This window comes from Filimonas zeae, assembly GCF_014641615.1.
GTDB classification, from domain to species: domain Bacteria; phylum Bacteroidota; class Bacteroidia; order Chitinophagales; family Chitinophagaceae; genus Filimonas; species Filimonas zeae.
The window spans coordinates 58,349-81,445 of record NZ_BMIB01000001.1 but is presented as its reverse complement, the minus strand read 5'-3'; the positions used below and the strand labels follow the sequence as shown (position 1 = coordinate 81,445).

Below are 23,097 nucleotides of genomic sequence, written 5' to 3'. Positions count from 1 at the left end.
ATAAATTGCCGCCGTCATCCCCCATAAACCAGTACACATGGACATATTCAGCGGCAACAAACAGCTGGAAGCAGCAGTATTTACAGGTATAGACAGGGCGCTTTTTTCCCGCCACAATATTACCGGCAGCATCATGCCCGAAATATTGGTATTCAAAAGCGGGCATATCATCCGGCAAATACCAGCCGCAACACAAGACCCGAATACTTTTATAGATGACTTTCTGCGCAAAGCAGATACCGATTTTGAGCAGGTGGTAATTTACATGGAAGGGCAGGTAAACGGCGGAGATGAAAGAAAACACGATGCCATGCTGGTAAAAGCATTCGACCATGCAATGCCCAACGGCCTGCTGGTAGGCCATCGCTTTATACCGCTGGAATCGGGGCAACCGTTTGCCAGATTGGGCAGACCTGCCCTCCTGGATAATATCCCAATGCCTGTGCCCGTAGCAGCACGTACAATAGCAGAACCGCGTGCACCTTATATGTCAGGCCTTACCGCAGAAAACGAAAATGGAAGTACCCGCAAGGTTATTACCGCAGGCCACACCAACCCCAGCATGCTTGCCAACGAGTTGAAAATATACGCCCGCGAAATACTGAAAGAAACTGATAGCACTTTCTCCGGCGAAATAGAAATCATGCTGGTACCCGGCATATTTACCATGGACAACTTTGTAACCTGGCTCTTTAATGAATTAATCACCCGCATTAAAGAAGAGCCCGCAGTTATAAGATGGGAACGCGCCAATAACAAACAAGTGCAGGTTACAATACAGCTTAACGCCTCCGCGGAGTAACCAGCAAATCCCAGTTATATTTTAACTGGCGGTAACAGAAACGGATAATCTGTATAATAAACTCTTTACTTCGTTGGCGGGGTGGCCGTATGGCAGTGCTGGGTTCCGATACAAGGTTCTCGTGTATAAACAGCGAAGCATAGTGCTTCGTAATAACACAGCGCCCTTTATTTACCATAAAGGATATGCACATACGGTACTCCATCCGGTCAGCCTTCAAATCCTCCCGGTAAGCACCAAACTTCTTTTCAAAACCAGCCCGCTTTAAATGGGGCGTATCCGCGTAACTATAAATCTTATTGTAATCCCACGCCAGCGCGGGTATAGATACTTCCTCAAAATCACCACCGTACGGCTTCAGATAAGGATAACGGAAATGGGCGAAAAAACGAACCAGGTCCAGCCCCTTATCCGCTTCCAGTAATGCCAGCGCTTCCGGCATCGTCTTTTTAAACAGAGGCGTAATTTCAAAATCCTCCTGCACATATAAAATATAAGGCGTACCAACGGCGCGCTGCCCCTTGTTTATATTGGCACCCAGCCCGCCATTCCTGTCAGCAGTTATAATCCTGAACCCATATACTGCCCGTAGTTCCTGCAAATGCTGCAAATGCGGCGCATCACTCGCATCGTCCGATACTATCACTTCTCCAAAACCCATATCCAGCTTTTGCACGCTTAATAAAAGCCGCTCCAGCGAGGTGCTACGGTTATAGTGTGTTATCAATAAGGTTACATCTTTCAACAAATCCATCAATCAGCTATTTTCTTATTTTCCTGTATATCGCTCTAATCCTGTCTTTCCACTTCACATTCCTGTAAACAAACTGCAAAACAAACCAGCGCAGCTGCTCCCCCCGGCTACCAAATCCCGTACATACCTTATGCGCAAACTGCTCCATTGTTACATACCGGTTAACCTCTATACGCGGCATACGGAACCTGTTTGAAGAAAACCTGGCCAGTGCTGGCTGTACCGTAAATACTTTAACAAATCCCAGTTCCCGTGTAATACGCAAACACGGATGATTATACCGCCCATAGGGAAAGGCGTAAAAACGTACCGCTTTATTCAGATGACGCTCTATAACAGTTTTACTCTTCTCTATCTCCGCCGTCAAAGCATGTAAGCCCAGCGTATTATGTACCAGATGCTGATGACCATGCGCCTGTATATCCCAGCAGGAATGCTCCATCTCCTCCAGCTCCTGCCACGTAAGCGGCCGGTCGCCTTCCGGAAATTCCTTTTCCAGTGCAGGCAGTACATCATAGCTTGCTGCACCCACAGGGTAAGTAGTAAGAAATAAAGTAGCAGAAAAACGATACCGCTTTAATAAAGGCGTTACCAGGTGGTAAAGGGAATAATACCCATCGTCAAAAGTAAGCACCACCTTTTTAGCCTCAGATTGACGGGGATCGCCAATTTCCGAAACTGTTATGGTTTCGTAGCCATTCTCATAAAGCCATTGCAGCTGTGCAGCAAATGCCCCGTAAGGCACGTGCACATGCCCGCAGGCTTCATGGTTTTCCAGGGTAACGGCATGATACATCAATACCGGAAATAAGTTTTCCAATTGTAAGAATGTTAAGTACGGATCAGATAGCAAAAATAGGAAGCTAATACATTGAAAACGATTAAAATACGCTTACATCTCTTTAAACACGTAACCACCTGCCCAAAGCAGTAAAATCACCGGAAATAAAAATGCCGCACCTGCCCCCAAAAAGGCAGATGCGGCACAAATAACATGGTAATACTATTTACTTCTGCGCAGCCAGCTGTAAAGCAGCATACGCATTTACCACCGCGCCGGTGCGGCATATATCAGACAGCTGCACAGCATGTGGTGCACCACCATCAGCCACCATAACAGGGTGCGTAACCTTAACAGCAGATTGCAGAATAATATCTTTTACTTCCATCGCACTCAGCTTAGGATAGTAAGAACGGATCAGCGCAGCCAAACCAGCTACTACCGGGCTAGCCATACTGGTACCATCATGGTAAGTATATTTTGAACCTGGAACAGAAGAATAGATAGAAACACCAGGCGCAAACACATCCACAGTGTTTTTTCCATAGTTAGAAAAAGAAGCTACCAGCGTTTCATCATCTTTATAACCGGAAGCACCTACCTCAATCCAGGCATTCGCTTCCCCCTTCTTCTCATACTGGCGGCGGGGGTAAAAAATATTAGCGCTGTCATCAATATTCAACCCCTCATTACCCGCCGCATGTATCAGCAGCACATCTTTCTTCAAAGCATATTTCACAGCCTCATCTACCACCTTCTTATCAGGCGAATAAGGTTTACCAAAACTCATATTAATAACCTTTGCACCCTTATCCACTGCGTAACGGATAGCATTGGCAATATCCTTATCGCGCTCATCGCCGTTAGGCACCGCACGCACCACCATAATCTGCACGTTATCCGCAACGCCCTCTATACCTAAACCGTTATTACGCACAGCACCTATAATGCCCGCTACGTGGGTACCATGGTCGGCATCCGGCCCGGTAACATCATTACTGCCGTAATAACGCTCCTTTACATTATTATAATCATCACCCACCACCGCACGCGGATCGTACTCCAGGTTCAGCTGATACTCAACCATATCTTTAAAATGCTCCACACCGCCGTCAATCTCCTTCTCCTTAAACGTAACCGCATCCGGGTAACGCTGCAATTCTTTCATCAGAATCGTCTTCACATGGCGCTCCTGTCCGTTCGCTGCCTTATACCCTTTCAGATCTTCCAGGGTTAAACGGCCTTTATTGGCATGCACCACCACGCTGTCCAGCGCAGCTGCAAACTGCGTCATACCCATCAGCTGCATTTTAGCCTTCGCCAGCTCACGGTCGTATTCCGATTTCAGTTGCTGAAACGCATACAAACCCGTGGTATCTTCCGGCAAACTGCTCAGCGAACCAAAACGCGCCATCTGCTTGCGCAGTATACGCGTCAGTTCCAGGTTATCATATTGCACATTCCCTTTTTCAGAGCCAATAAAGCTCCATCCGTTAATATCGTCTGTATAGCGGTTCTTATCGTCGTCTTTCTGGTTACCCGCTTTTTCTTTCGGGTTAACCCACAGCACGCTCCGCAGGTCTTCATGCGCCGTATCAATACCGCTGTCAATTACCGCCACCACTACCGGTGTGCTCTTTTTGTTCTTCAGTAATTCATTATAGGCTTTTTCTGTACTGATGCCAAACACAGAATCACGTTGCAGATCCAGGTTATGCCAGTTAGGCTTTTGGGCATGGGCTAAAGCAAGCGTACCACACAAAGCAAGCACTGCGTTCCATTTTTTCATTATCTCTATACTCTTTTCTAATGATGCAAATAAAAGATGCGCCGCAGCGCATCATTCCACAAATATGCCGGTATTTTTAACAGATAACTGATTTACAGCAAAATTTAACGAACGCTACTGCTATCCATTCCCCTCCCCCTTTGCCGCCCAGTCGTTTTTAGGCCGTATAATCAACCGCAGGTTGGGGTCGTTACTAATGAAAGAAACAATCCAGTTATTAAACAGCTTCAGCTTATTCCGGAAACCCGCAATAGGTAAAATATGAATAAACAACCAGGTAAGCCAGGCAAAAAAGCCACGCATAAACACATTCTTAGGCAAATCCACCACCGCATTGTTCTTAGATATAATAGCCATACTGCCCTTATCCTTATACAAAAACGGCTGCATAGGCGCGTGCCGCAACTCCCGCTGCAGGTTTTTCGCCAGCAGCTTTCCCTGCTGTATCGCCACCTGCGCCAGCTGCGGATGCCCGTTGGGAAAACCTGCATCCGTGGTTTGCAAACACATATCCCCTATCGCATACACATGCTCTACACCCACCACCTTATTAAAAGCATCTACCTGTAACCGTCTGCCGCGTCCTGCACTTTCCCTGGGCAGCCCCGGCGCCTCACAGGCAATTACGCCAGAAGTCCATATCAGCGAATGCGTAGGTATAGTGCTACCATCGCCAAACACCACCGCACCATCCACATAATCCTTTACACTCTGGTTCAGCTTCACCTTTACCCCCATCCCCATCAGCACTTCATAAGCCTCCGTTTGCGATTTTTTGCTCATAGGCCCCAGCAGTACCGGCAGCATATCCACCAGGTAAATATTGGCCCGGCTCGCATCCGGCACATCAGGGTAATCCTTCTTCACAATATTCTTTCCCATATAGGCCAGCATACCCGCCAGTTCCACACCCGTAGGCCCGCCACCGGCAATTACTATATTCAGCAGCTTCTCCCGCTCCACAGGGTCATGCTCCAGCGCCGCCTTCTCCATCACCTGTAATATATGGTTGCGCAAATCCAGCGCATCATTAATCGTTTTCATCGGCAAAGCATACTGCTGCACATTCTGCATACCAAAATAATTGGTTTGCGTACCCAGCGCCAGCACCAGCCGGTCATAAGGCACATCACCCGTGGTAGTTTCAATTCTGTTTTCCGAAGCCACAATGTTCAGTAACGCCCCGTAATGAAAACGCAGGTTCTTTTTATACTGAAACATTTTACGGAAAGGATAACTGATATTAGAAGCCTCAATAAAAGAAGTAGCCACCTGATAAATCAGCGGAGGAAAAAAATGATAATTATTTTTATCTACCAGCACCACCTCAATAGCGCTGTTCCCTGCCAGCTGTTTGGCCAGATTAATACCGGCAAAGCCGCCCCCGACAATAACTACTTTCATAAGGTATCCTGTTAAACGGACTAAAATGATGGATAATGCTGTATGCCAGCAATTCCCCTGCCATAAAAAAACACCTTCCCGCTTTCCCGTTGGCACAAACATCCGTAGTTTGCAGCATGGCACTATACCAACCAACCACCAGACTAATCGCTTTTCCCGCAGTATTGATAACCATAGCCGCAGGCATGTTCACCAGCTGCTCACAGCCCGGATTTGCGTACAAAGGCAAAATACCACGCCCTGTTAAAAACATAACGCTCAACGATAGCTCCAGCGTGTGGCTGCAGAAAGACACCCGCATTACAACCGCGGACGCATATCCCCAAAAACGGGAACTGGAAATAGATGGCGATCTGTTTATGGATGTACCGGATAACAGCACCCCTCTCATCATCCGCACCCGTCTGTTAAAATTGACCGTTAACGGCAAAGCTGCCTTCCGCGTAATTGCTTTTGCTAAGGAAGATGGCGAAGAAGTACAGGTTATCAACGGCCATATTCTGGTAGATAAGAACTACGAATCGCCCTTTAACGAGCAGGATACCCTCCGAAATAACCAGATGGTAATGATTAACAAAACCATTGATCTGATGGAAAAAGAGAAGTTCGACGCTACCGATCTGGCCGCCTGGCGTGCAGCCCTGAAATAAGCGGATACCCTTTCCCGTACTATTTCCTACCTTTGAAACATCAGACGTTTAAACGGAGATGTTATGGCGAAGCTATCAGACAAAGTCATTGCCGCTATACAACGCGACATAGCAAAGGGAAAATATAAAACGGGTGATAAAATACCAGCCGAGCCGGAATTGATGGCACAATACAATGTAGGCCGCTCCACCATACGCGAAGCGGTAAAAACACTGGCCATGTCTGGCATAGTACGCGTAAAACAGGGCGATGGTACTTATGTAAGCGACAAACCCAAACGCGAAACCCTGCACGAACGCCTCCGACGCGCCGATGCCACAGAAATCAACAGCGTACGTACCCTGCTGGAAGTAGAAATTGTGCGCCTGGCCGCCACCCATAAAACACCGGATGATATAGACGCCATAGCCCACTGGCTGGATAAACGCCGCAAAGCCATTGAGCAGGAGCAGATAAAAGAATGTACCGATGCCGATATAGGCTTTCACCTGGCACTCGCTACCGCTTCCGGCAACTCCGTACTGGCCGACCTCTATAAAAACTTTACCGTGGTAATCCGTGACTTCTTTGATAAACGCGACGCTGGCACCGTACACCATTTTGCCCAGAGCCACCAACTTCACGAAGCCCTCTTCACCGCCGTTAAAAACGGCAAGCCCGATAAAGCCGCAGCCACCCTACAACAGATTTTAGCAAACAATAATTAATACCAGATGCTTATTCTTACGTTTACCCTCATTTTACTGGCTGGTGCTTACATGGCAGGCCTTGTTGGCTCTTTAACAGGCCTCGGCGGTGGCGTAGTGGTAATACCACTGCTCACCCTCGTTTTTCATATTGATATGCGTTATGCCATCGGCGCTGCGCTGGTATCCTCCATCGCTACTTCCTCCGGCTCTGCCAGTGCCTATGTAAAAGAAGGCATTACCAATATACGCGTAGGTATGTTTCTGGAAATTGCTACCACCATCGGCGCCGTATGCGGTGCGCTCATTGCGGTATACACGCCGGTTAACTTCGTAGCCATTCTCTTCGGTGCCACACTGATCTTCTCCGCCGCTATGACGCTCCGTAAAAAGAATGAACATGCCGATATGGAAGGCAGCCCCCTGGCCGAAAAACTGAAACTTAACGGCAGCTACCCCACTAAAGACGGGGTGATACATTATAAACTCAAAAACGTAGGCGGCGGCTTTTCTATCATGACTTTGGCCGGCGTTCTATCCGGTCTGCTGGGCATAGGCTCCGGCGCTTTGAAAGTGCTGGCCATGGATACCGCCATGCGCATTCCCTTCCGCGTAAGCACCACCACCAGCAACTTTATGGTAGGTGTTACCGCAGCTGCCAGCGCCGTAGTATACCTGCAAAGAGGATATATCGATCCCGGTATTGCTATGCCGGTAATCATTGGTGTACTGGCAGGCGCCCTTACCGGCACACGCCTGCTCATGCGCATCAATCCTAAGAAACTCCGCCTCATCTTCAGCATAGCCATCACCATCATCGCCTTACAGATGATCTACAACGGCCTGCAGCACAAATTTTAACCATGCACCCTGTAAAGAAATTAAAGATGAAAGCAAACAACAAAGCCATTATCAACGATAGAAATATAGAAGTATTTATAGGGCAGACCCTGCGCATTGGCGTCATCCTCTCCTGCGCAGTTGCCCTTATAGGTGGTATCATGTACCTGCTGCACCACGGCATGCAAACCATACCCGATTACACAACCTTCCACGGCGAAGATGCCTCCTACACCAGCCTTCCCGGTATTATCAAAGGCCTCGGCACCGGCAGCGCCACCGAAATTATTCAGCTGGGTGTAGCTATTCTTATAGCCACACCTATCCTGCGTATTGTGTTATCCCTGGTATCCTTTATACTGGAAAAAGACAAGCTGTATGTAGTCATCACCCTTATAGTACTGGGCGTAATTATGACCAGCATGTTCGGCGGTCTGAAGGTATAAAGCTTTTACGCTAACTTTGTTAGCATGAAGCGATCAGGAACGGCAGACCTACCCCTGCATTACGGAGCAGTGCCACCCTGGCTGGCAGAACGCATGGCCCGGCTGGGACTGGCTATTACCGAAGCCATTATTACCGAATTTGGTAAGGCAGAGGTACTACGCCGTTTAAGCGATCCCTTCTGGTTTCAAAGCCTCGGAGCCGTAATGGGTATGGACTGGCATTCCTCCGGCATCACCACCTCTGTAATGGGCGCCCTCAAAAAATCTGTCAATCCCCTCTCTAAAGAACTGGGCATTTACATCTGCGGCGGCAAAGGCAAACACTCCCGCCAAACCCCGGCCGAACTACTGGCCATAGGCGAAAAAACAGGTCTGGATGGCCACTACCTGGCACGCTGCAGCCGCCTCAGTGCCAAGGTAGACAATACTGCCATACAGGATGGTTTTCAGCTATACCTCCACAGCTTTATTGTTAGCGATGAAGGCCAGTGGGCCGTGGTACAGCAGGGCATGGAAACCAATGGCAGCAGCGCCCGCCGGTACCACTGGCACTCCCCCGCTATCACCTCTTTCACCGATGAACCCCACACCGCTATCTGTGGCGGTAATGCAGGCATCATCCTCAACATGACCGATCATCAGGCCGCCCCTGCCCGCCAGACCATGCTGCAAATGGCAGACGAACCCCCCGAAAACCTCATCATCGAAACCCGCCGCCTGCTGTTACCCGGCCACCACGAGGTAAAAGCCAAAGACGTAGACCTTAAACGCCTCGGCAGCGTACTATGGCTGGCGCACGAAAAACGCCCCACCGACTTTGAAGAGCTTTTACTACTGGAGGGTGTAGGCCCCCGCACCCTGCAATCACTGGCACTGGTAAGCGAGGTTATATACGGCACACCCTCGCGCTTCAAAGATCCCGCCCGCTTTTCCTTTGCCCACGGCGGCAAAGACGGTCATCCCTTCCCCGTACCACAAACCGTATACGACGATACCATCAACATACTCCAAACCGCCGTACAAAAAGCTAAAATTGGCCAGAGCGATAAACAACACGCCATCCGCAGCCTCAGCGAAATAGCCCGCCAGCACGAACAGGACTTTGTACCCGACCATACCCGCTTTGACGAACTGATTGAAAAAGAAAGAAAAGATTCGTGGAAATACCAGGGCCGCACCGTTTTCGGCAAAGAAGAGCCTCCCAAAGGCGCTACGCAGCTGCCGCTTTTCTAAAGTTCTGCTGTATTACTCCGCCACACCAGTAAACGACAAATAAGTTTCATCCAGCAACAAAACAACTATTATTTATTGTTTTTCGATAATTTATTATAGTTTTGAGGAAACAACTCTACCCAAATGAGAAAACCAGACCGGATAGCAGACATCATAGTTATTACACTCGTTGCACTGGTATTGTTCTTTATTATAACATCCCTGTTCTTTACCAGAGTAACCAATACAAGTCTTGTACATAGCGAAGGGTATATACAAGACCCCGATCCCGACTCAGCTTTTATATATACATTATCCACCAGTTTGCCGTATCATACTTACGTGCGCCTGAAAGACAGTGCCAGAAACGCAGACAATTATATCAGGCATATAACCGAAGGCATTGCTGAAGGCTATTCAGCAGCAGGAATAGGAGTTTATACTATAAGAGACTGCATCAGCTGCAAAGACCGCTGGGGACGTGCAAACGATTCTGGCTATGCAGATACCACCCGGTATCTCGGAATAAGCAGCTACTATTTCAAAAAAGAACTGGAATCACCAATTGGTACCAAACCAGTATTTTTCAGAAAGGAGGGTAGAAATTATATTAAATATGAAGACACCATTCGTATAGCTGGCAATCTGCACCTGAGGCCGCTTATTAAAGAAGTTCCCTTTCGTTATGATGCCCATGGCCAGATCGTTAAATTCAAGGTAAGCACAATAGTATATTGCATCAGCTGGATACTGATGATTGTTTATGCAATCCTTCAATCCGGTGGTTTGCTTTGGTCTGTCATTTGCCTTATACGACTTTGCCTCTCCATTGCACGGGGAGCATTTTTTACAGAAGAAAATAAAATGCGGCTGGCTTTCTGTGCATGGTATATGTTCTTATCCGCACTCATTCCACTTCTTATAAACCCACCGGTTAGACTCTGGTACTACCATATTACCAAAATCTGGTTCAGCATAAATCTGTCAGACTGCATTGAACCCACGTGGTTCATTGCAGCTATTATATTCTGGCTTCTATTCAGGGCCTTTAACAAAGGCCTTCAGCTGCAACAGGAACATGACCTTACCGTTTAAAACTTTAATTACTTTAGCGTAATGCCCATAGTAGTGAATCTGGATGTAATGCTGGCAAAAAGGAAAATGAGCCTCACCTACCTGAGTGAGAAAATAGACATTACCCTTGCCAACCTGAGCATATTGAAAAGCGGAAGGGCCAAAGCCATCCGCTTTTCAACGCTGGAAGAAATATGCCGGGTACTCGAATGCCAGCCGGGAGAAATTCTGGAATATATGACCGATGAGGACTACGCAAAACTGATGAACAAATAAACCTTATAACATTTCCCAGCGGCCCTTCTGCCGCCCTGTCATTCTTAAAAGCAGGTTAACCACCACCATTTTTGGGTTTTAAGGGATACTTTTGCCCCTTAAACACGTTAATATTGAGCGCTCCGGTTTTTCTGATAACGCCCCCTTTTACGCAGCTGAACACGCCGTACCCGGCCACTGCCTACCTGAAAGGTTTTTTGAATACCAAAAACATCGCTTCTTTTCAGGCAGATCTGGGTATAGAAGTTACACTGGCCCTGTTCTCGCAACCCGGCCTGCAACAGCTGTTTGAAGAAATAGGCAGCAAAGGCGCTGAATTATCAGAAAACGCCCGCCGCATTATGGCCTTACAGGAAGATTACCTGCAAACCATAGACGCGGTAATCCTGTTTCTCCAGGGCAAAAACCCCACACTGGCGCACCTCATCAGCAAACGCAATTTTTTACCCGAAGCCAGCCGCTTTGCGCAGTTAGACGATCTGCAATGGGCCTTCGGCAACATGGGCCTGCAGGACAAAGCCAAACACCTGGCTACCATGTACCTGGAAGACCTGAGCGATCTGATTACCGAATGTGTAGACGCACACTTCGGCTTCAGCCGCTATGCAGAACGCCTGGGCCGCAGCGCCAACAGTTTTGACGAGCTGTACAATGCCCTGCAACAGGAATACACCTACATAGACCGCATCCTCATACGCATACTTACCGAAAGAATGCAGATGGTACAGCCAAAGCTGGTAGCCATTTCCGTTCCCTTTCCCGGTAACCTGTACGCCAGCCTCCGCTGCGCGCAGTGGATTAAACAAAACTACCCACAGACCAGCGTGGTAATGGGCGGCGGATTTGCCAATACCGAACTCCGCTCCCTGTCAGACCCACGGGTGTTTGAGTTTTACGACTACGTAACGCTCGACGATGGCGAAGCGCCTTTCGAAAACCTGATACAACATATTAACGGCGAAAAAACGGTAGAAGAGCTGAAACGCACCTTTACACTGGTAAACGGCACCGTTACCTATATTAACAACAAAGCCTGCAGCGATTATAAACAGGGCCAGGTAGGCACGCCCGACTACAGCGATTTCTGGCTGGATAAATACATCAGCGCCATCGAAATTATAAACCCCATGCACAGCCTCTGGAGCGATGGCCGGTGGAACAAACTTACCATGGCGCACGGCTGCTACTGGGGTAAATGTACCTTCTGCGATATATCACTGGACTACATACGGCTTTATGAGCCCATTGCCGCACAAATGCTGTGCGACCGTATGGAACAGATTATTGCCCAGACAGGTCAGAACGGCTTTCACTTTGTAGATGAGGCTGCACCGCCCGCACTGATGCGCGCACTGGCGCTGGAAATCATCCGCCGTAAAATAACGGTAAGCTGGTGGACCAATGTACGCTTTGAAAAAAGCTTTACCCGCGATCTGTGTTTGCTGCTCAGAGCCTCCGGCTGCATTGCCGTATCCGGCGGACTGGAAGTAGCCAGCGACCGCCTGCTGGAACTGATACAGAAAGGTATTACCGTAGCACAGGTAGCCCGCGTAAACCGCAACTTTACCGAAGCAGGTATAATGGTACACGCCTACCTCATGTATGGCTTTCCCACCCAAACAGAACAGGAAACCATCGACTCGCTGGAAATGGTACGACAGATGTTTCAGGCAGGGGTATTACAATCTGCCTTCTGGCACCAGTTTGCCATGACGGCCCACAGCCCCGTAGGTCTTAACCCCGAAAAGTTTGGTGTTAAAAAAGAAACCGAGGCCATAGGCACCTTTGCCAACAATGATATTGTACACACAGACCCTACCGGTGCCGATCACGACGCCTTCGGTTATGGTTTAAAGAAATCGTTACTCAACTACATGCACGGTGCCTGCTTCGATTATCCGTTGCAAAAATGGTTCGAGTTTAAAGTACCCAAAACCAAAGTAGATCCTGAATACATTGTAAAAGCCTTACAGGAAGCGGAATACAGCACCCCAAAGCCTACCAGCAAAGTAGTATGGCTGGGCCGCAAACCGCAAATGGAAATTATTACCAAAAGTAAAAAAGGGAATCAGTGGGAAGTGGCTTCCTTCACCTTCCAGGGCAAGAAGGATAGTATGAATATCAGTGTAGATACCAATCAGGGCCAATGGCTGAATGGTATGCTGCAACAGCTTTCTGCCGCCAACCTTAAAACATATACCTTACAGGAAGTAAAAGACAGCTATGAAGCTGCCGGACTGGAAGACTTTGAATTATTCTGGGATAACAAGCCGGTAAACACCTTACATAAATATGGGCTGCTCAGATTGTAGCCACTACCATTTTATGAAACACCCACAGCTTACCCGTAAACTGATCGTGCTTTACCGGCGTGCAGCTTACGCTATACTGTGCAGGAGTATCCCCACCAAACTGCCATATCCAGTCTTTAATTACATTACCAGGCGATGAAAAGAACTGCGCCGCCTTCGCATTAATATCATCCACATTGGCCGCACTGTTGCGCCAGTCAGCCATGGCGCCGGCAAAAGCACCTGGTGCCATCTCGCCCGACATGGGTAGCTTCAGCAAACGCGCCGCCTGTTTGTTCAGCCAGCCACTACGGCCGTTATCATCTATAAAAATAACAGCCTGGGGCATGGCCTCCAGTATAGCAGTAAAATAGGTATTACTCAGTTCCAGTGCATCGGTACGGGAAGTGTGTGTAAGCGCACTCTCCAGCGTTTTGCGTATCAGCACAGCCGCTTCTGTAAAAGAAGCATCAAACACCTGCGGCTCGCTCCAGCCCAGTACCAGCATAGAGGCACGGTCGTTAATATTCAGCGGAATAATAGCAGCAGCCGATAAAGCCGTAAGCACATCCTGCAAAGGGTTTTTCTTCACAGGTATCTCTTCCCAGCCAAAAGGTTCGTAGCGGTGTTCGGCCAGCAACTCTTCCAGCGGACCGGGGTTCAGTACCAGCTCATCCAGAAAAGCAGGCGTAGCATCCTTCACCTTCGCCGTTACCTTATCTTCAAACACTACCTGTAACGAAGTGTACGCACCGGCAGCATGCCGCAGCAGATTAATACTATAGGGCAACAAACGACCGGCAGTAGTATGTTCGCTCCGGTCATTTACGTAATGGATAAAAGTATCCGATATTTTTTTCCAGTTCAGCACTTGTTATATCAGGTAGTGTTACAGGTTATAGTAAAAAAGCAGGCGCACTAAATAAACTCCTGCATAACAGTCACCACTTCACCGGGTGCGCTCATATGCGGGTAATGCCCCTTAGAGTTAATATGCACCAGCTTGCTGCCGGGAATATGTGCATGCAGGTATTCAGCCGCCGAAGCAGGCACCGCCACATCTTCGCTGGACTGTACAATCAGCACCGGTTTGGTTACCTTACCTAAATCTGCACGGTGGTCCGATTCAAAAATTACCTTCGCTACCGCCAGTGCAATATCCGGGCGTATAGCAGACAAAGTAGAAGCAAACGTAGCAGCCAGCTGCGGACGGTCGGGATTATTCATTACTATAGAAGAAAAACCACTCGCCCATGCATAGTAGTTACTACTCATAGCATCGTATAAACCATTCAGTGCTTCCTGATTAAAGCCACCCACATAACCGGCAGCATCATCATTCAGGTAACGGGCGCTCGCACCCAGAAATACCAGTTTGCTGAAGAACTCCGGATTGCGGATAGAAGCCAGTAAGCCAATCATACCACTAACGGAATGCCCTACATATATCACATCCTTCAATTCCAGATACGCACATATATCTAACAGATCAGTTACATAACCATTCAGCGTGCTATAACGCGCAGGGCTGTATGCTTCCGGATCAGCTTTCCCTCCACCCACATTATCATATAAAATCACACGATAGTCCTTTCCAAAAAACTGTACAACCTGCTTGAATGAGGTCTGATCCGTTCCAAAGCCATGACCAAAAACGATGGTCTGCTTAGCGTTTTCATTACCGTAAACAGTAATATTATTTCTTTGAATCACATCCATTACCGGGCGTATTATATTTGATAAGAGCCGCTAATGTACAGATTCGTTAATCCCCGCTACTTAAAATATGCTTCAATTCACCTTAAAATATTTGTTAACGCATTCGCCGTATATTCACTGTTCTAACGATAATCTACTATGACCTTACAATTTAACCGTAACGAAGACTGGATGCGCCTTTTGCTGAGCGACATGAAACAATATGCCGGAAAAATTGAACTCGGAGGCGGCAAAAAAGCCATAGAAAAGCAGAAAGAACGCAACAAACTCACACCACGGGAAAGAATAGCATACCTGATCGATAAAAACAGCACCTTCACCGAATTAGGCCTCTTTGCAGGTTACGGTATGTACGAAGAACATGGCGGCTGCCCCGCAGGCGGCACCGTGGCAGGTATGGGCTATGTAAGCGGCCGGCAGTGTATGATTATAGCCAACGACCAAACCGTAAAAGCAGGTGCCTGGTTCCCCATCACCGGTAAAAAGAACCTGCGCATGCAGGAGATTGCCATGGAAAACCACCTGCCGGTAATATATCTGGTAGACAGTGCCGGTGTATACCTGCCCATGCAGGATGAAATATTTCCCGATAAGGAACACTTTGGCCGCATCTTCCGCAACAACGCACAAATGAGTGCTATGGGCATTACCCAGCTGGCCGCCGTAATGGGCCCCTGCGTAGCCGGAGGCGCGTACTTACCCATTATGAGCGATGAAACCCTGATGGTAGAAGGCAACGGCAGCATTTTTCTGGCAGGCCCCTACCTGGTAAAAGCCGCTATTGGCGAAGAAGTAGATGCCGAAACCCTGGGCGGCGCAGGCACCCACACCGAAATAAGCGGCATTGCCGATTACAGCTTTACCACCGAGCAGGAATGCCTGGATCAGATAAAGAAAATCATCAGCCGCCTGGGCCACAAACCCAAAGCAGGCTTCGACCGCATAGCCCCCGCACCGCCCGCTAAAAACCCGGAAGAGTTGTACGGCATCATTCCCGAATACAACGCCAAACCCTACGACGTAGTAGAACTGATAGAACGCCTGGTTGACAACAGTGAGTTTGACGAGTTTAAGAAAGAATACGGTCAAACCATGGTATGCGGCTACGCCCGTATAGATGGCTGGGCCGTAGGTATTGTAGCCAACCAGCGCCTGGTACTCAAAAACAAAAAAGGCGAAATGCAGATGGGTGGTGTTATTTATAACGACAGCGCCGACAAAGCCGCCCGCTTTATACTCAACTGCAACCAGAAAAAAATACCATTGGTGTTTTTGCAGGATGTAACCGGCTTTATGGTAGGCACCCGCAGCGAGCACTCCGGCATTATAAAAGACGGCGCCAAACTGGTAAACGCCGTAGCCAACAGCGTGGTACCCAAAATAACCATTATTACCGGCAACAGCTTTGGCGCAGGCAACTACGCCATGTGCGGCAAGGCTTACGACCCCCGCTTCATCTACGCCTGGCCCAGCGCCAAAATAGCCGTAATGGGTGGCGATCAGGCTGCCAAAACCCTGTTACAGATACAGGTAGCCAGCCTGAAAAGTCAGGGTAAAACCATTACCCCCGAAGAAGAAAACAAGCTGTTACAAACCATTAAAGACAAGTACAACACCCAAACCACACCCTACTATGCAGCCGCGCGTTTGTGGGTAGATGAAATTATCGACCCCATAGATACCCGCACTGTTATCAGCGAAGGCATAGCCGCCGCCAATAACAACCCCGTGATAAATGACTTAAAACTGGGCGTGTTTCAGGTGTAAGTGCTTACTTTGCAGCCCCAAAAACGGAATCAATACATGTCTGAAGGTCATCAACTGATTATTTACACCGACGGCTCATCCAGAGGCAACCCCGGACCCGGCGGCTACGGCGCTATATTAATGTGGGGAGAAAAGGTAAAAGAACTTTCAGCCGGCTACAGACGCACCACCAACAACCGTATGGAGCTGCTGGCCGTAATTGTAGCCCTGGAAACCCTTACCAAAAGAGGCATTCCCGTAACCATCTTTACCGATAGTCAGTACGTGGTAAACAGCATTGAAAAAAAGTGGGTAGACGGCTGGATTAAAAACGATTTCAAAGGTGGCAAAAAAAACAAAGACCTCTGGACCCGTTTCTACAAACTATCCAAAGAGTTCCAGATAAAAATGCGCTGGGTAAAAGGCCACGCCGATAACCCCTACAACAACCGCTGCGACGTACTGGCCACCCAGGCCGCAGACGGTAAGAACCTGCAGATTGATTACGGTTACGAGCAGGAGAATTAATAGATTCAGAAACAAATATAACCTGGCGGGTATATTGAATGGGGTAACCATTACATGTACCCGCTACCATGTCTCACAAGAGAATATTGTAATAAACACTTCCGGATTACAATGGCAACATCCTTTAGCCGGAAGGCCAACGTATTAACGGCCGCCCATTTGCACGCCCTCTCCGCCTATCTTTCGCAACCGCTTCTCCATTATCCGCCCACCACACTGCCCTATCTGCAAGCCAACGCACCAGCGGCTTTTGTATACTAAAATTAAACAGATCACTTTCACGCGCTTCAAACGCCGGCTCCTTCACTCCCCCACGCTCTACCTCACATTTCTCCCCGCTTCCCCGGCCCCGCCCTTCCCCTGACTGCACCTCAAACACCGGACAATCGCTTCCCTTCTCTACCCTGTCAACTCCCAACTCCAAACTACCAACTCCCAACTTCCAATCCCCTCCCTTCTCTACCCCGTCCACTCGCAACTCCAAACTACCAACTCCCAACTTCCAATCGCTTCCCTTCTCTACCCCATCAACTCCCAACTCCAAACTATCAACTCCCAACTTCCAATCCCCTCCCTCTTTCAATTCCTCAAACGCCTGCCGCTGCTGCACGCTGGCAGAAGACTTAAGTATAGCCGTTTTCCTGCGCCGCTTTTGCAACACCGGCCCGCCATCCTTCCATTTCACCTTCCAGGCCTGCTCTCCATGTACTACAGCTGTTACTACCCCTTCGTGTATCTCGTTGCATATCAGTTCCGCCTCCTGCTCCATCAGCCGCACTACTGTTTCCCTATCGCCACCAGCTTTCATGCCCCGGATAGCTATGCCAGCTAACCGTTGATAATGATGGCGTTGTTTGCCCCTGGGTAGTTTTTTGTGCATAGCTGATGCCAGCGGCGAAGCCTGCTTCAGATAATCCGAATACCGGCGGAACTCCGCAAATGCAGGCGCTTTTTTCACGCGTTTTGCCTCCGGCGGGTTACTGGTACGCGCGCAACCTTCGCCGTTTGCTATATAAAAGCAAACGCCGTCAATAGTGCATCGGATTAAAAACGGACCAGTCTGTTTAGCCATACTCAAAATTGCTATCAGTAATTTACGCCATCCGCCGCTATTATCACCTTAAAATTTTGAACGCTTTACCCCTTATCTCACGGTAAACAGCCGGTATACACACGGCGATAGTGCAGCCAACTTACCCACCTGTTCCATCCGTATCAAACACGGATTTGCCCATGGTAACCCTGTAGAAACCCGTTCCCGCTGCCATAAATGCTTCGTAGCTCCTCCATAGATTTCCTATGCATCCCCCATGAATGCTCCGTACATCCTCCGTAGATGCCTGTACCCAATTCCATACATACAGCATAGATACCGCATGCCAACTGCTACCCATAGACATAGATAAAGCGTTCAAACCATATTTATTGCTGAAAAGAGCAGCGGCCTGGAAACATCAGACACTAAAGGCTCCCGGCTACCACAAATGCAAAAAAGCCGTGTAGAAACACAGCTTTTACTTCGATTGCTTGCCATACAAAAAAATAGCAGTTACGGAAGGACTCGAACCTCCGTGGAAGGTTGTGCAAACCATCGCCTACCCACTCGGCCACGTAACTCGTTTGTGAAGCAAACATAGGAAGAACTCATTAGTCCACCAAAAATATGGACTTTATATTTCAAAAATATTCCCCCACAAGCCAAAAGGCCTGTAAATACTGCGTTGTACAGCATCTACAGGCCTTTGTTTTCTCTGTCAGAAACTTAATACTTATTAATATTATTTATCCCAGCTGATAGAAGCGCTCTTTACATCCCTGGAATTAGTGCCTATCTGAATAATAAATTCACCCGGCTCCCAGTCATACTTCAGGTTGGTATTGTAGAATTTCAGCAGAGAAGTAGTTACAGGAAAAGAAACGGTTTTGGTTTCACCCGGCTGTAACAGTACTTTCTGAAAACCACGCAGTTCCTTCACCGGGCGGGCAATGCTGGCTACCGGATCGGCAATATACAGCTGCACCACTTCCTCACCGGCGTATTTGCCGGTATTGGTCACTGTAACACTGGCAGTAACGGTGGCGTTACCCGTTGCTTTGGTAGTGCTCAGTTGTACATCTCCATATGCAAAACTGGTGTAGCTTAAGCCATAACCGAAAGGATACAGCGGATCGTTAGGCGCATCCAGATAGTTAGATTTAAACTTGCTTTCAGCCTCGCCGTTGTAAGGGCGGCCCGTGTTTTTGTGGTTGTAATACACCGGAATCTGACCTACATTACGCGGGAAAGAAGCAGTGACTTTACCACCAGGGTTATAGTTACCAAACAACACATCTGCAATAGCATTACCCGCTTCCGTACCACCAAACCACGCATCCAGAATAGCAGGCACATGCGCATGCTCCCACTCCAGCGTTAGCGGACGGCCATTGAACAGCACCAGCACCACCGGCTTACCGGTTGCCAGTAAGGCTTCCAGCAGCGCACGCTGATTACCGGGAATGTTGATATCTGTACGGCTGGAGGATTCGCCGGACATATCTGCCGCTTCACCCAGTACTGCTACTACCACATCCGCCTTCTTTGCGGTTTCCACCGCTTCTTTCACCATTTCATCGGCAGAACGGCTGTCAATCTCTATCTCCTTACCAAACACATTCACCTTTTTCGCAAACACGGTATCATCAGAAATGTTAGCGCCCCTGGCGTACAGAATCTGTACATCGTTGCCCGCTACATTTTCAATGCCTTGCCGTACCGTTATACTCTTATCAAAATCGCCCGATACACTCCATGTACCCAGCATGTTACGGTGGTTATCAGCCAGTGGCCCTACCAGTGCCACCGTACCCTTCTTTTGCAGCGGCAACACCTGGCCCTGATTCTTCAGCAATACAAATGAACGGGCAGCAGTAGCACGTGCCTGCGCCCGGTGTGCATCTGTCAGTATCAGTTGCGAAGCACGCTGTACATCCAGACGGCGGTAAGGATCAGCAAACAAACCCAGTTTATATTTAGCTTCCAGCACGCGGCGGCAGGCTGTTTCAATCTGCTGTTTGGTTACCTTACCCGAAGCCAGCGATTGCTGTAACGTACCCAGAAAACCTTCAGCCACCATATCCATATCAATACCTGCATTCAGTGCCGAAGCAGATACCTGTTTCAGATCGCCAAGGCCGTGTGCCATCATTTCGCTGATAGCTGTGTAATCCGTTACCACAAAGCCTTTAAAGCCCCACTGCTTGCGCAGCAGATCAGTCATCAGCCATTTGTTAGCAGTAGCAGGCACACCATCCACATCGTTAAAAGAACTCATTACACTTCCCACACCTGCTTCTACCGCCGCTTTGTAAGGAGGCAGGTAATGCTCGTACATTTTAATACGGCTCATATCGGTGGTGTTATAATCACGCCCACCTTCTGCTGCACCATATAAAGCAAAGTGTTTTACGCAGGCCATTACCACATCGTTGCGGGTAAGATCATTGCCCTGATAGCCCTTCACCATCGCACGCGCAATGGCAGCGCCCAGCCAGCTGTCTTCACCGGAACCTTCAGACACACGGCCCCAGCGGGGGTCGCGGCCAATATCCACCATGGGGGAATAGGCCCAGTCTAACCCGTCTGCACTGGCTTCAATAGCCGCCGTACGGGCACTTCTGCCTATCAGCGCGGTATCCCAGCTACAGGATAGTCCCAAAGGAATAGGGAATACCGTCTTGTGACCATGTATCACATCCAGACCAAACAACAATGGTATATGCAGGCGGCTCTGGTTTACTGCCAGCTCCTGTGCCTTACGTATTTTTTCCGGGCCGGTAATACCAAACATACCACCTACCAGGCCTTTACGCAGTTTGTCTTCCACACCCTCACTCACCACTGCGCCGGTTACAGCGCCACCGGGTGTTACCAGGTTCAGTTGACCAATCTTTTCTTCCATTGTCATCTTAGCCATCAGGTTAGTAACAAAGGCGTTCATCTTCGCATCCTGCGCGCCACCCGTAAAAGGCAGTCCTATCAGACCTAAGCCTGCCAGCAGATAACTGGCTTTCATTGCTGTTTTCATCTTACTCTCTTTTTACTTCTTCAAATAGGGTTGAATGGCCTTCTGCCATATTGCATATCCGGTAGCATTCATGTGCAGCCTGTCTTCAATAAACAACTCCGCACGGGGCTGTCCGTCTTTATTCAGCATAGGCGTAAATACATCTATAAACGCAGCACGCTTTTGTGTTTGTAAAAACGCATGTATCTGCCTGTTTGCCGCTATCATCTTCGGCATCAGATGCGCACGGCTGGGGCTGGGCTTAATAGATACATAGTCTATTTCCACCTTCGGCATACGGCTGCGTATCAGTTGAAACAACTGCTGAAAACGGGCCGCAACAGTAGCCGCCGATACCGTATCAGATGCAGCCAGATCGTTATCACCACAATACACCACTACCTGCTTAGGCTGATAAGGAAAAATGATAGCATCTGCATAACGGATTACATCTGGCAATGAAGAACCACCAAAGCCACGGTTAATAATGGGATAGGCAGGAAAATACTGCTGCACATCTGTCCACTTGGTAAAAGACGAACTGCCCACAAACAGTATCCCGTTTTTAGCAGGCTGCTGTGTACTATCCGCTTTCTTAAAACGTTGAATATCGCTCCAGAACGGCGGATGTTGCGCCATAGCCGGTGTACCTGTAAGTAACAATAGCGCCAGCAACACCTGTGCGCCTTTTTTCTTCCATAGTTGGGTTATCATATAATATTGGTTATTGGTTTATTTGGTTAACCAGGGGCTGGTAAAGTCCAGCTTATTCAACCCGTGCTGCACCTCCGGGCAGCTCATAAACAACTTCCACAGTAAACCGGTGCGATAGTTCTCTATCATCACAATCTCCGGCCCCTGATCTATGGCCAGATAAGAGCTGGCATACCAGTTATTCTGCTCACTAAAAGCGTCTGCAAAACCATACTCACCCCACAGCTTACTACCCACCGTATCATAAAAATACCTTGCTGCACGCATGCTCTGCTCCGGTGTATAAGGGAAGGAAGACAATGCCGCAGTAGGCGTTATTACCCCCAGATCATTATCAGGAGAATGTGCATTATAGCCTTCATAGTTATCGCTGGCCGTAAGTCCCCAGCAGCTGGCACTGTATCCTTTAAAGTGATTGGGGTTGCGCACGCAATGCTCATAGTTAATCAGCGTATGGTTCCTGTTCTGCTCCCAGTAGTTGGCATACCGGTCTTTCAGGTCTCTCGGGTCCAGCCCCAGAAAGGAGTAATGCGCAAAGAACATCGGGCCACCATAATCAAAACCCAGCGGCAGCGTAATACCATAAAATGATTTACCATTTTTAAAATGATTACTCTGCGCAAAACAGTTATGATACACCTTCGCATCAATACCATAAGAAGGAGAGGAAGCCGCCAGTATATACGTAATCAACGTTTCATTCCACCCACGCAGCTCAAAGTTCATACTCCAGCCGTTGTTAGGGCTCCAGTGCCAGTAAAGCAGGTCCATACCGCCACGGGTATGCCAGTTCCACTCCACACCCTCCCACAGCCAGTTAATCTGATTGCGCAGGCGGTTTTCATCCGGCGTGTTGGCAGTAAAGTACTGACGCGCACACAGCAGCCCCTGAAACAGAAAAGAAGTCTCTACCAGATCACCACCATCATCCTTACGGCTGAAGGGAATAGTTTTACCCGTAGCCCCATTCAGCCAATGCGGAAACACACCATGATAACTATCCGCCTTTGACAGAAAATCAGTCATCTTCAACAGCCGCTTTACTGCCTCCTCCCGCTTAACCCAGCCACGGTTGGCAGCTACAATAACAGCCATAATACCAAAGCCCGTACCGCCGGTAGTAACTACTTCATGGCCATAGTTAAATGACTCATTACTACGCTCGCGGGATAGCCCACTTACCGGGTGACCAAAATCCCAGAAATACTTAAAGGTTTGCTTCTGCACCAGATCAAGCAGCGCCGTATCTGATAAGCCTTTCTTCGGTTGCGCCATTGCTGCCACTGGCACACAAAACGCTAAAATCAACACCAGTTTTTTCATGAATACACTATCTGA

Annotated in this window: 21 protein-coding genes and 1 tRNA gene; 11 read left to right on the top strand and 11 right to left on the bottom strand. The window is 48.5% G+C overall.

Features of this window, described 5'->3' with window-relative positions; translation table 11 throughout:
• Positions 1–37 precede the first annotated feature (37 nt).
• Positions 38–802, top strand: a complete 765-nt coding sequence (locus IEY13_RS00350) for a hypothetical protein (protein ID WP_188949554.1) — start codon at positions 38–40, stop codon at positions 800–802.
• Here IEY13_RS00350 and IEY13_RS00345 read toward each other — a convergent pair.
• From IEY13_RS00345 to IEY13_RS00330, 4 genes are all read right to left on the bottom strand, one after another.
• Complete coding sequence (locus tag IEY13_RS00345; RefSeq protein ID WP_188949552.1) at positions 783–1,556, bottom strand: glycosyltransferase family 2 protein; 774 nt, start codon at positions 1,554–1,556, stop codon at positions 783–785. The two genes, IEY13_RS00350 and IEY13_RS00345, sit on opposite strands and share 20 nt — an antisense overlap.
• A 7-nt stretch (positions 1,557–1,563) precedes the next feature.
• Positions 1,564–2,376 carry a polysaccharide deacetylase family protein gene (locus IEY13_RS00340; RefSeq protein ID WP_188949550.1) on the bottom strand — a complete coding sequence of 271 codons (813 nt, stop codon included), beginning with the start codon at positions 2,374–2,376 and terminating at the stop codon, positions 1,564–1,566.
• A gap of 187 nt (positions 2,377–2,563) precedes the next feature.
• Positions 2,564–4,126 carry a S8 family peptidase gene (locus tag IEY13_RS00335; protein WP_188949548.1) on the bottom strand — a complete coding sequence of 521 codons (1,563 nt, stop codon included), beginning with the start codon at positions 4,124–4,126 and terminating at the stop codon, positions 2,564–2,566.
• Positions 4,127–4,246: 120 nt separating this feature from the next.
• Entirely contained in the window at positions 4,247–5,530 is a 1,284-nt protein-coding gene (locus IEY13_RS00330) for an NAD(P)/FAD-dependent oxidoreductase (protein ID WP_188949546.1), read from the bottom strand.
• 116 nt (positions 5,531–5,646) lie between these two features.
• Here IEY13_RS00330 and IEY13_RS00325 point away from each other — a divergent pair, with 116 nt between their 5' ends.
• The 8 genes from IEY13_RS00325 to IEY13_RS00290 all read left to right on the top strand — a co-directional run bounded on the left by IEY13_RS00325 (position 5,647) and on the right by IEY13_RS00290 (position 13,027).
• A complete protein-coding gene (locus IEY13_RS00325; RefSeq protein ID WP_188949544.1) occupies positions 5,647–6,180 on the top strand; it encodes a FecR domain-containing protein in 534 nt (177 codons plus the stop codon).
• A gap of 63 nt (positions 6,181–6,243) precedes the next feature.
• Positions 6,244–6,888, top strand: a complete 645-nt coding sequence (locus IEY13_RS00320; protein WP_188949542.1) for a FadR/GntR family transcriptional regulator — start codon at positions 6,244–6,246, stop codon at positions 6,886–6,888.
• A 6-nt stretch (positions 6,889–6,894) separates the two neighbouring features.
• Positions 6,895–7,728: a sulfite exporter TauE/SafE family protein gene (locus tag IEY13_RS00315; RefSeq protein WP_188949540.1), complete on the top strand. Its 834-nt coding sequence runs from the start codon at positions 6,895–6,897 to the stop codon at positions 7,726–7,728.
• A 26-nt stretch (positions 7,729–7,754) separates the two neighbouring features.
• Positions 7,755–8,153, top strand: coding sequence for a DUF1634 domain-containing protein (locus tag IEY13_RS00310; RefSeq protein ID WP_188949538.1), 399 nt, complete (start codon positions 7,755–7,757; stop codon positions 8,151–8,153).
• Positions 8,154–8,177: 24 nt separating this feature from the next.
• On the top strand, positions 8,178–9,386 hold the full coding sequence (locus tag IEY13_RS00305) for a DUF763 domain-containing protein (RefSeq protein WP_188949536.1): 1,209 nt from the start codon (positions 8,178–8,180) through the stop codon (positions 9,384–9,386).
• Positions 9,387–9,509: 123 nt separating this feature from the next.
• Positions 9,510–10,460, top strand: a complete 951-nt coding sequence (locus IEY13_RS00300) for a DUF2975 domain-containing protein (RefSeq protein WP_188949534.1) — start codon at positions 9,510–9,512, stop codon at positions 10,458–10,460.
• Positions 10,461–10,481: 21 nt separating this feature from the next.
• Positions 10,482–10,715 carry a helix-turn-helix domain-containing protein gene (locus IEY13_RS00295; protein WP_188949532.1) on the top strand — a complete coding sequence of 78 codons (234 nt, stop codon included), beginning with the start codon at positions 10,482–10,484 and terminating at the stop codon, positions 10,713–10,715.
• A 113-nt stretch (positions 10,716–10,828) separates the two neighbouring features.
• The gene (locus IEY13_RS00290; RefSeq protein ID WP_188949530.1) at positions 10,829–13,027 is read left to right on the top strand and encodes a B12-binding domain-containing radical SAM protein; all 2,199 of its coding nucleotides are present in this window, start codon (positions 10,829–10,831) and stop codon (positions 13,025–13,027) included.
• On the opposite strand, the gene IEY13_RS00285 is transcribed toward IEY13_RS00290, so the two are convergent.
• Positions 13,017–13,877 carry a PAS domain-containing protein gene (locus tag IEY13_RS00285; RefSeq protein WP_188949528.1) on the bottom strand — a complete coding sequence of 287 codons (861 nt, stop codon included), beginning with the start codon at positions 13,875–13,877 and terminating at the stop codon, positions 13,017–13,019. The genes IEY13_RS00290 and IEY13_RS00285 overlap by 11 nt on opposite strands.
• 47 nt (positions 13,878–13,924) lie before the next feature.
• Positions 13,925–14,725, bottom strand: a complete 801-nt coding sequence (locus IEY13_RS00280) for an alpha/beta fold hydrolase (protein WP_188949526.1) — start codon at positions 14,723–14,725, stop codon at positions 13,925–13,927.
• A gap of 138 nt (positions 14,726–14,863) precedes the next feature.
• On the opposite strand from IEY13_RS00280, the gene IEY13_RS00275 reads away from it, so the two are divergent.
• Positions 14,864–16,492: an acyl-CoA carboxylase subunit beta gene (locus tag IEY13_RS00275; RefSeq protein ID WP_188949523.1), complete on the top strand. Its 1,629-nt coding sequence runs from the start codon at positions 14,864–14,866 to the stop codon at positions 16,490–16,492.
• A gap of 36 nt (positions 16,493–16,528) precedes the next feature.
• Positions 16,529–16,999 (top strand): ribonuclease HI, encoded by a 471-nt coding sequence (gene rnhA / locus IEY13_RS00270; RefSeq protein WP_188949521.1) that lies wholly within the window; start codon positions 16,529–16,531, stop codon positions 16,997–16,999.
• Between the two features lie 124 nt (positions 17,000–17,123).
• On the opposite strand, the gene IEY13_RS00265 is transcribed toward rnhA, so the two are convergent.
• From IEY13_RS00265 to IEY13_RS00245, 5 genes are all read right to left on the bottom strand, one after another.
• Complete coding sequence (locus tag IEY13_RS00265) at positions 17,124–18,071, bottom strand: hypothetical protein (RefSeq protein ID WP_188949519.1); 948 nt, start codon at positions 18,069–18,071, stop codon at positions 17,124–17,126.
• 474 nt (positions 18,072–18,545) lie between these two features.
• A tRNA-Cys gene (locus IEY13_RS00260) sits at positions 18,546–18,616 on the bottom strand.
• Between the two features lie 161 nt (positions 18,617–18,777).
• A complete protein-coding gene (gene bglX / locus IEY13_RS00255) occupies positions 18,778–21,066 on the bottom strand; it encodes a beta-glucosidase BglX (protein ID WP_229687647.1) in 2,289 nt (762 codons plus the stop codon).
• A 12-nt stretch (positions 21,067–21,078) separates the two neighbouring features.
• On the bottom strand, positions 21,079–21,759 hold the full coding sequence (locus IEY13_RS00250) for a GDSL-type esterase/lipase family protein (protein WP_188949517.1): 681 nt from the start codon (positions 21,757–21,759) through the stop codon (positions 21,079–21,081).
• Positions 21,760–21,777: 18 nt separating this feature from the next.
• Complete coding sequence (locus IEY13_RS00245; protein ID WP_188949514.1) at positions 21,778–23,082, bottom strand: glucoamylase family protein; 1,305 nt, start codon at positions 23,080–23,082, stop codon at positions 21,778–21,780.
• Between the last annotated feature and the right edge of the window lie 15 nt (positions 23,083–23,097).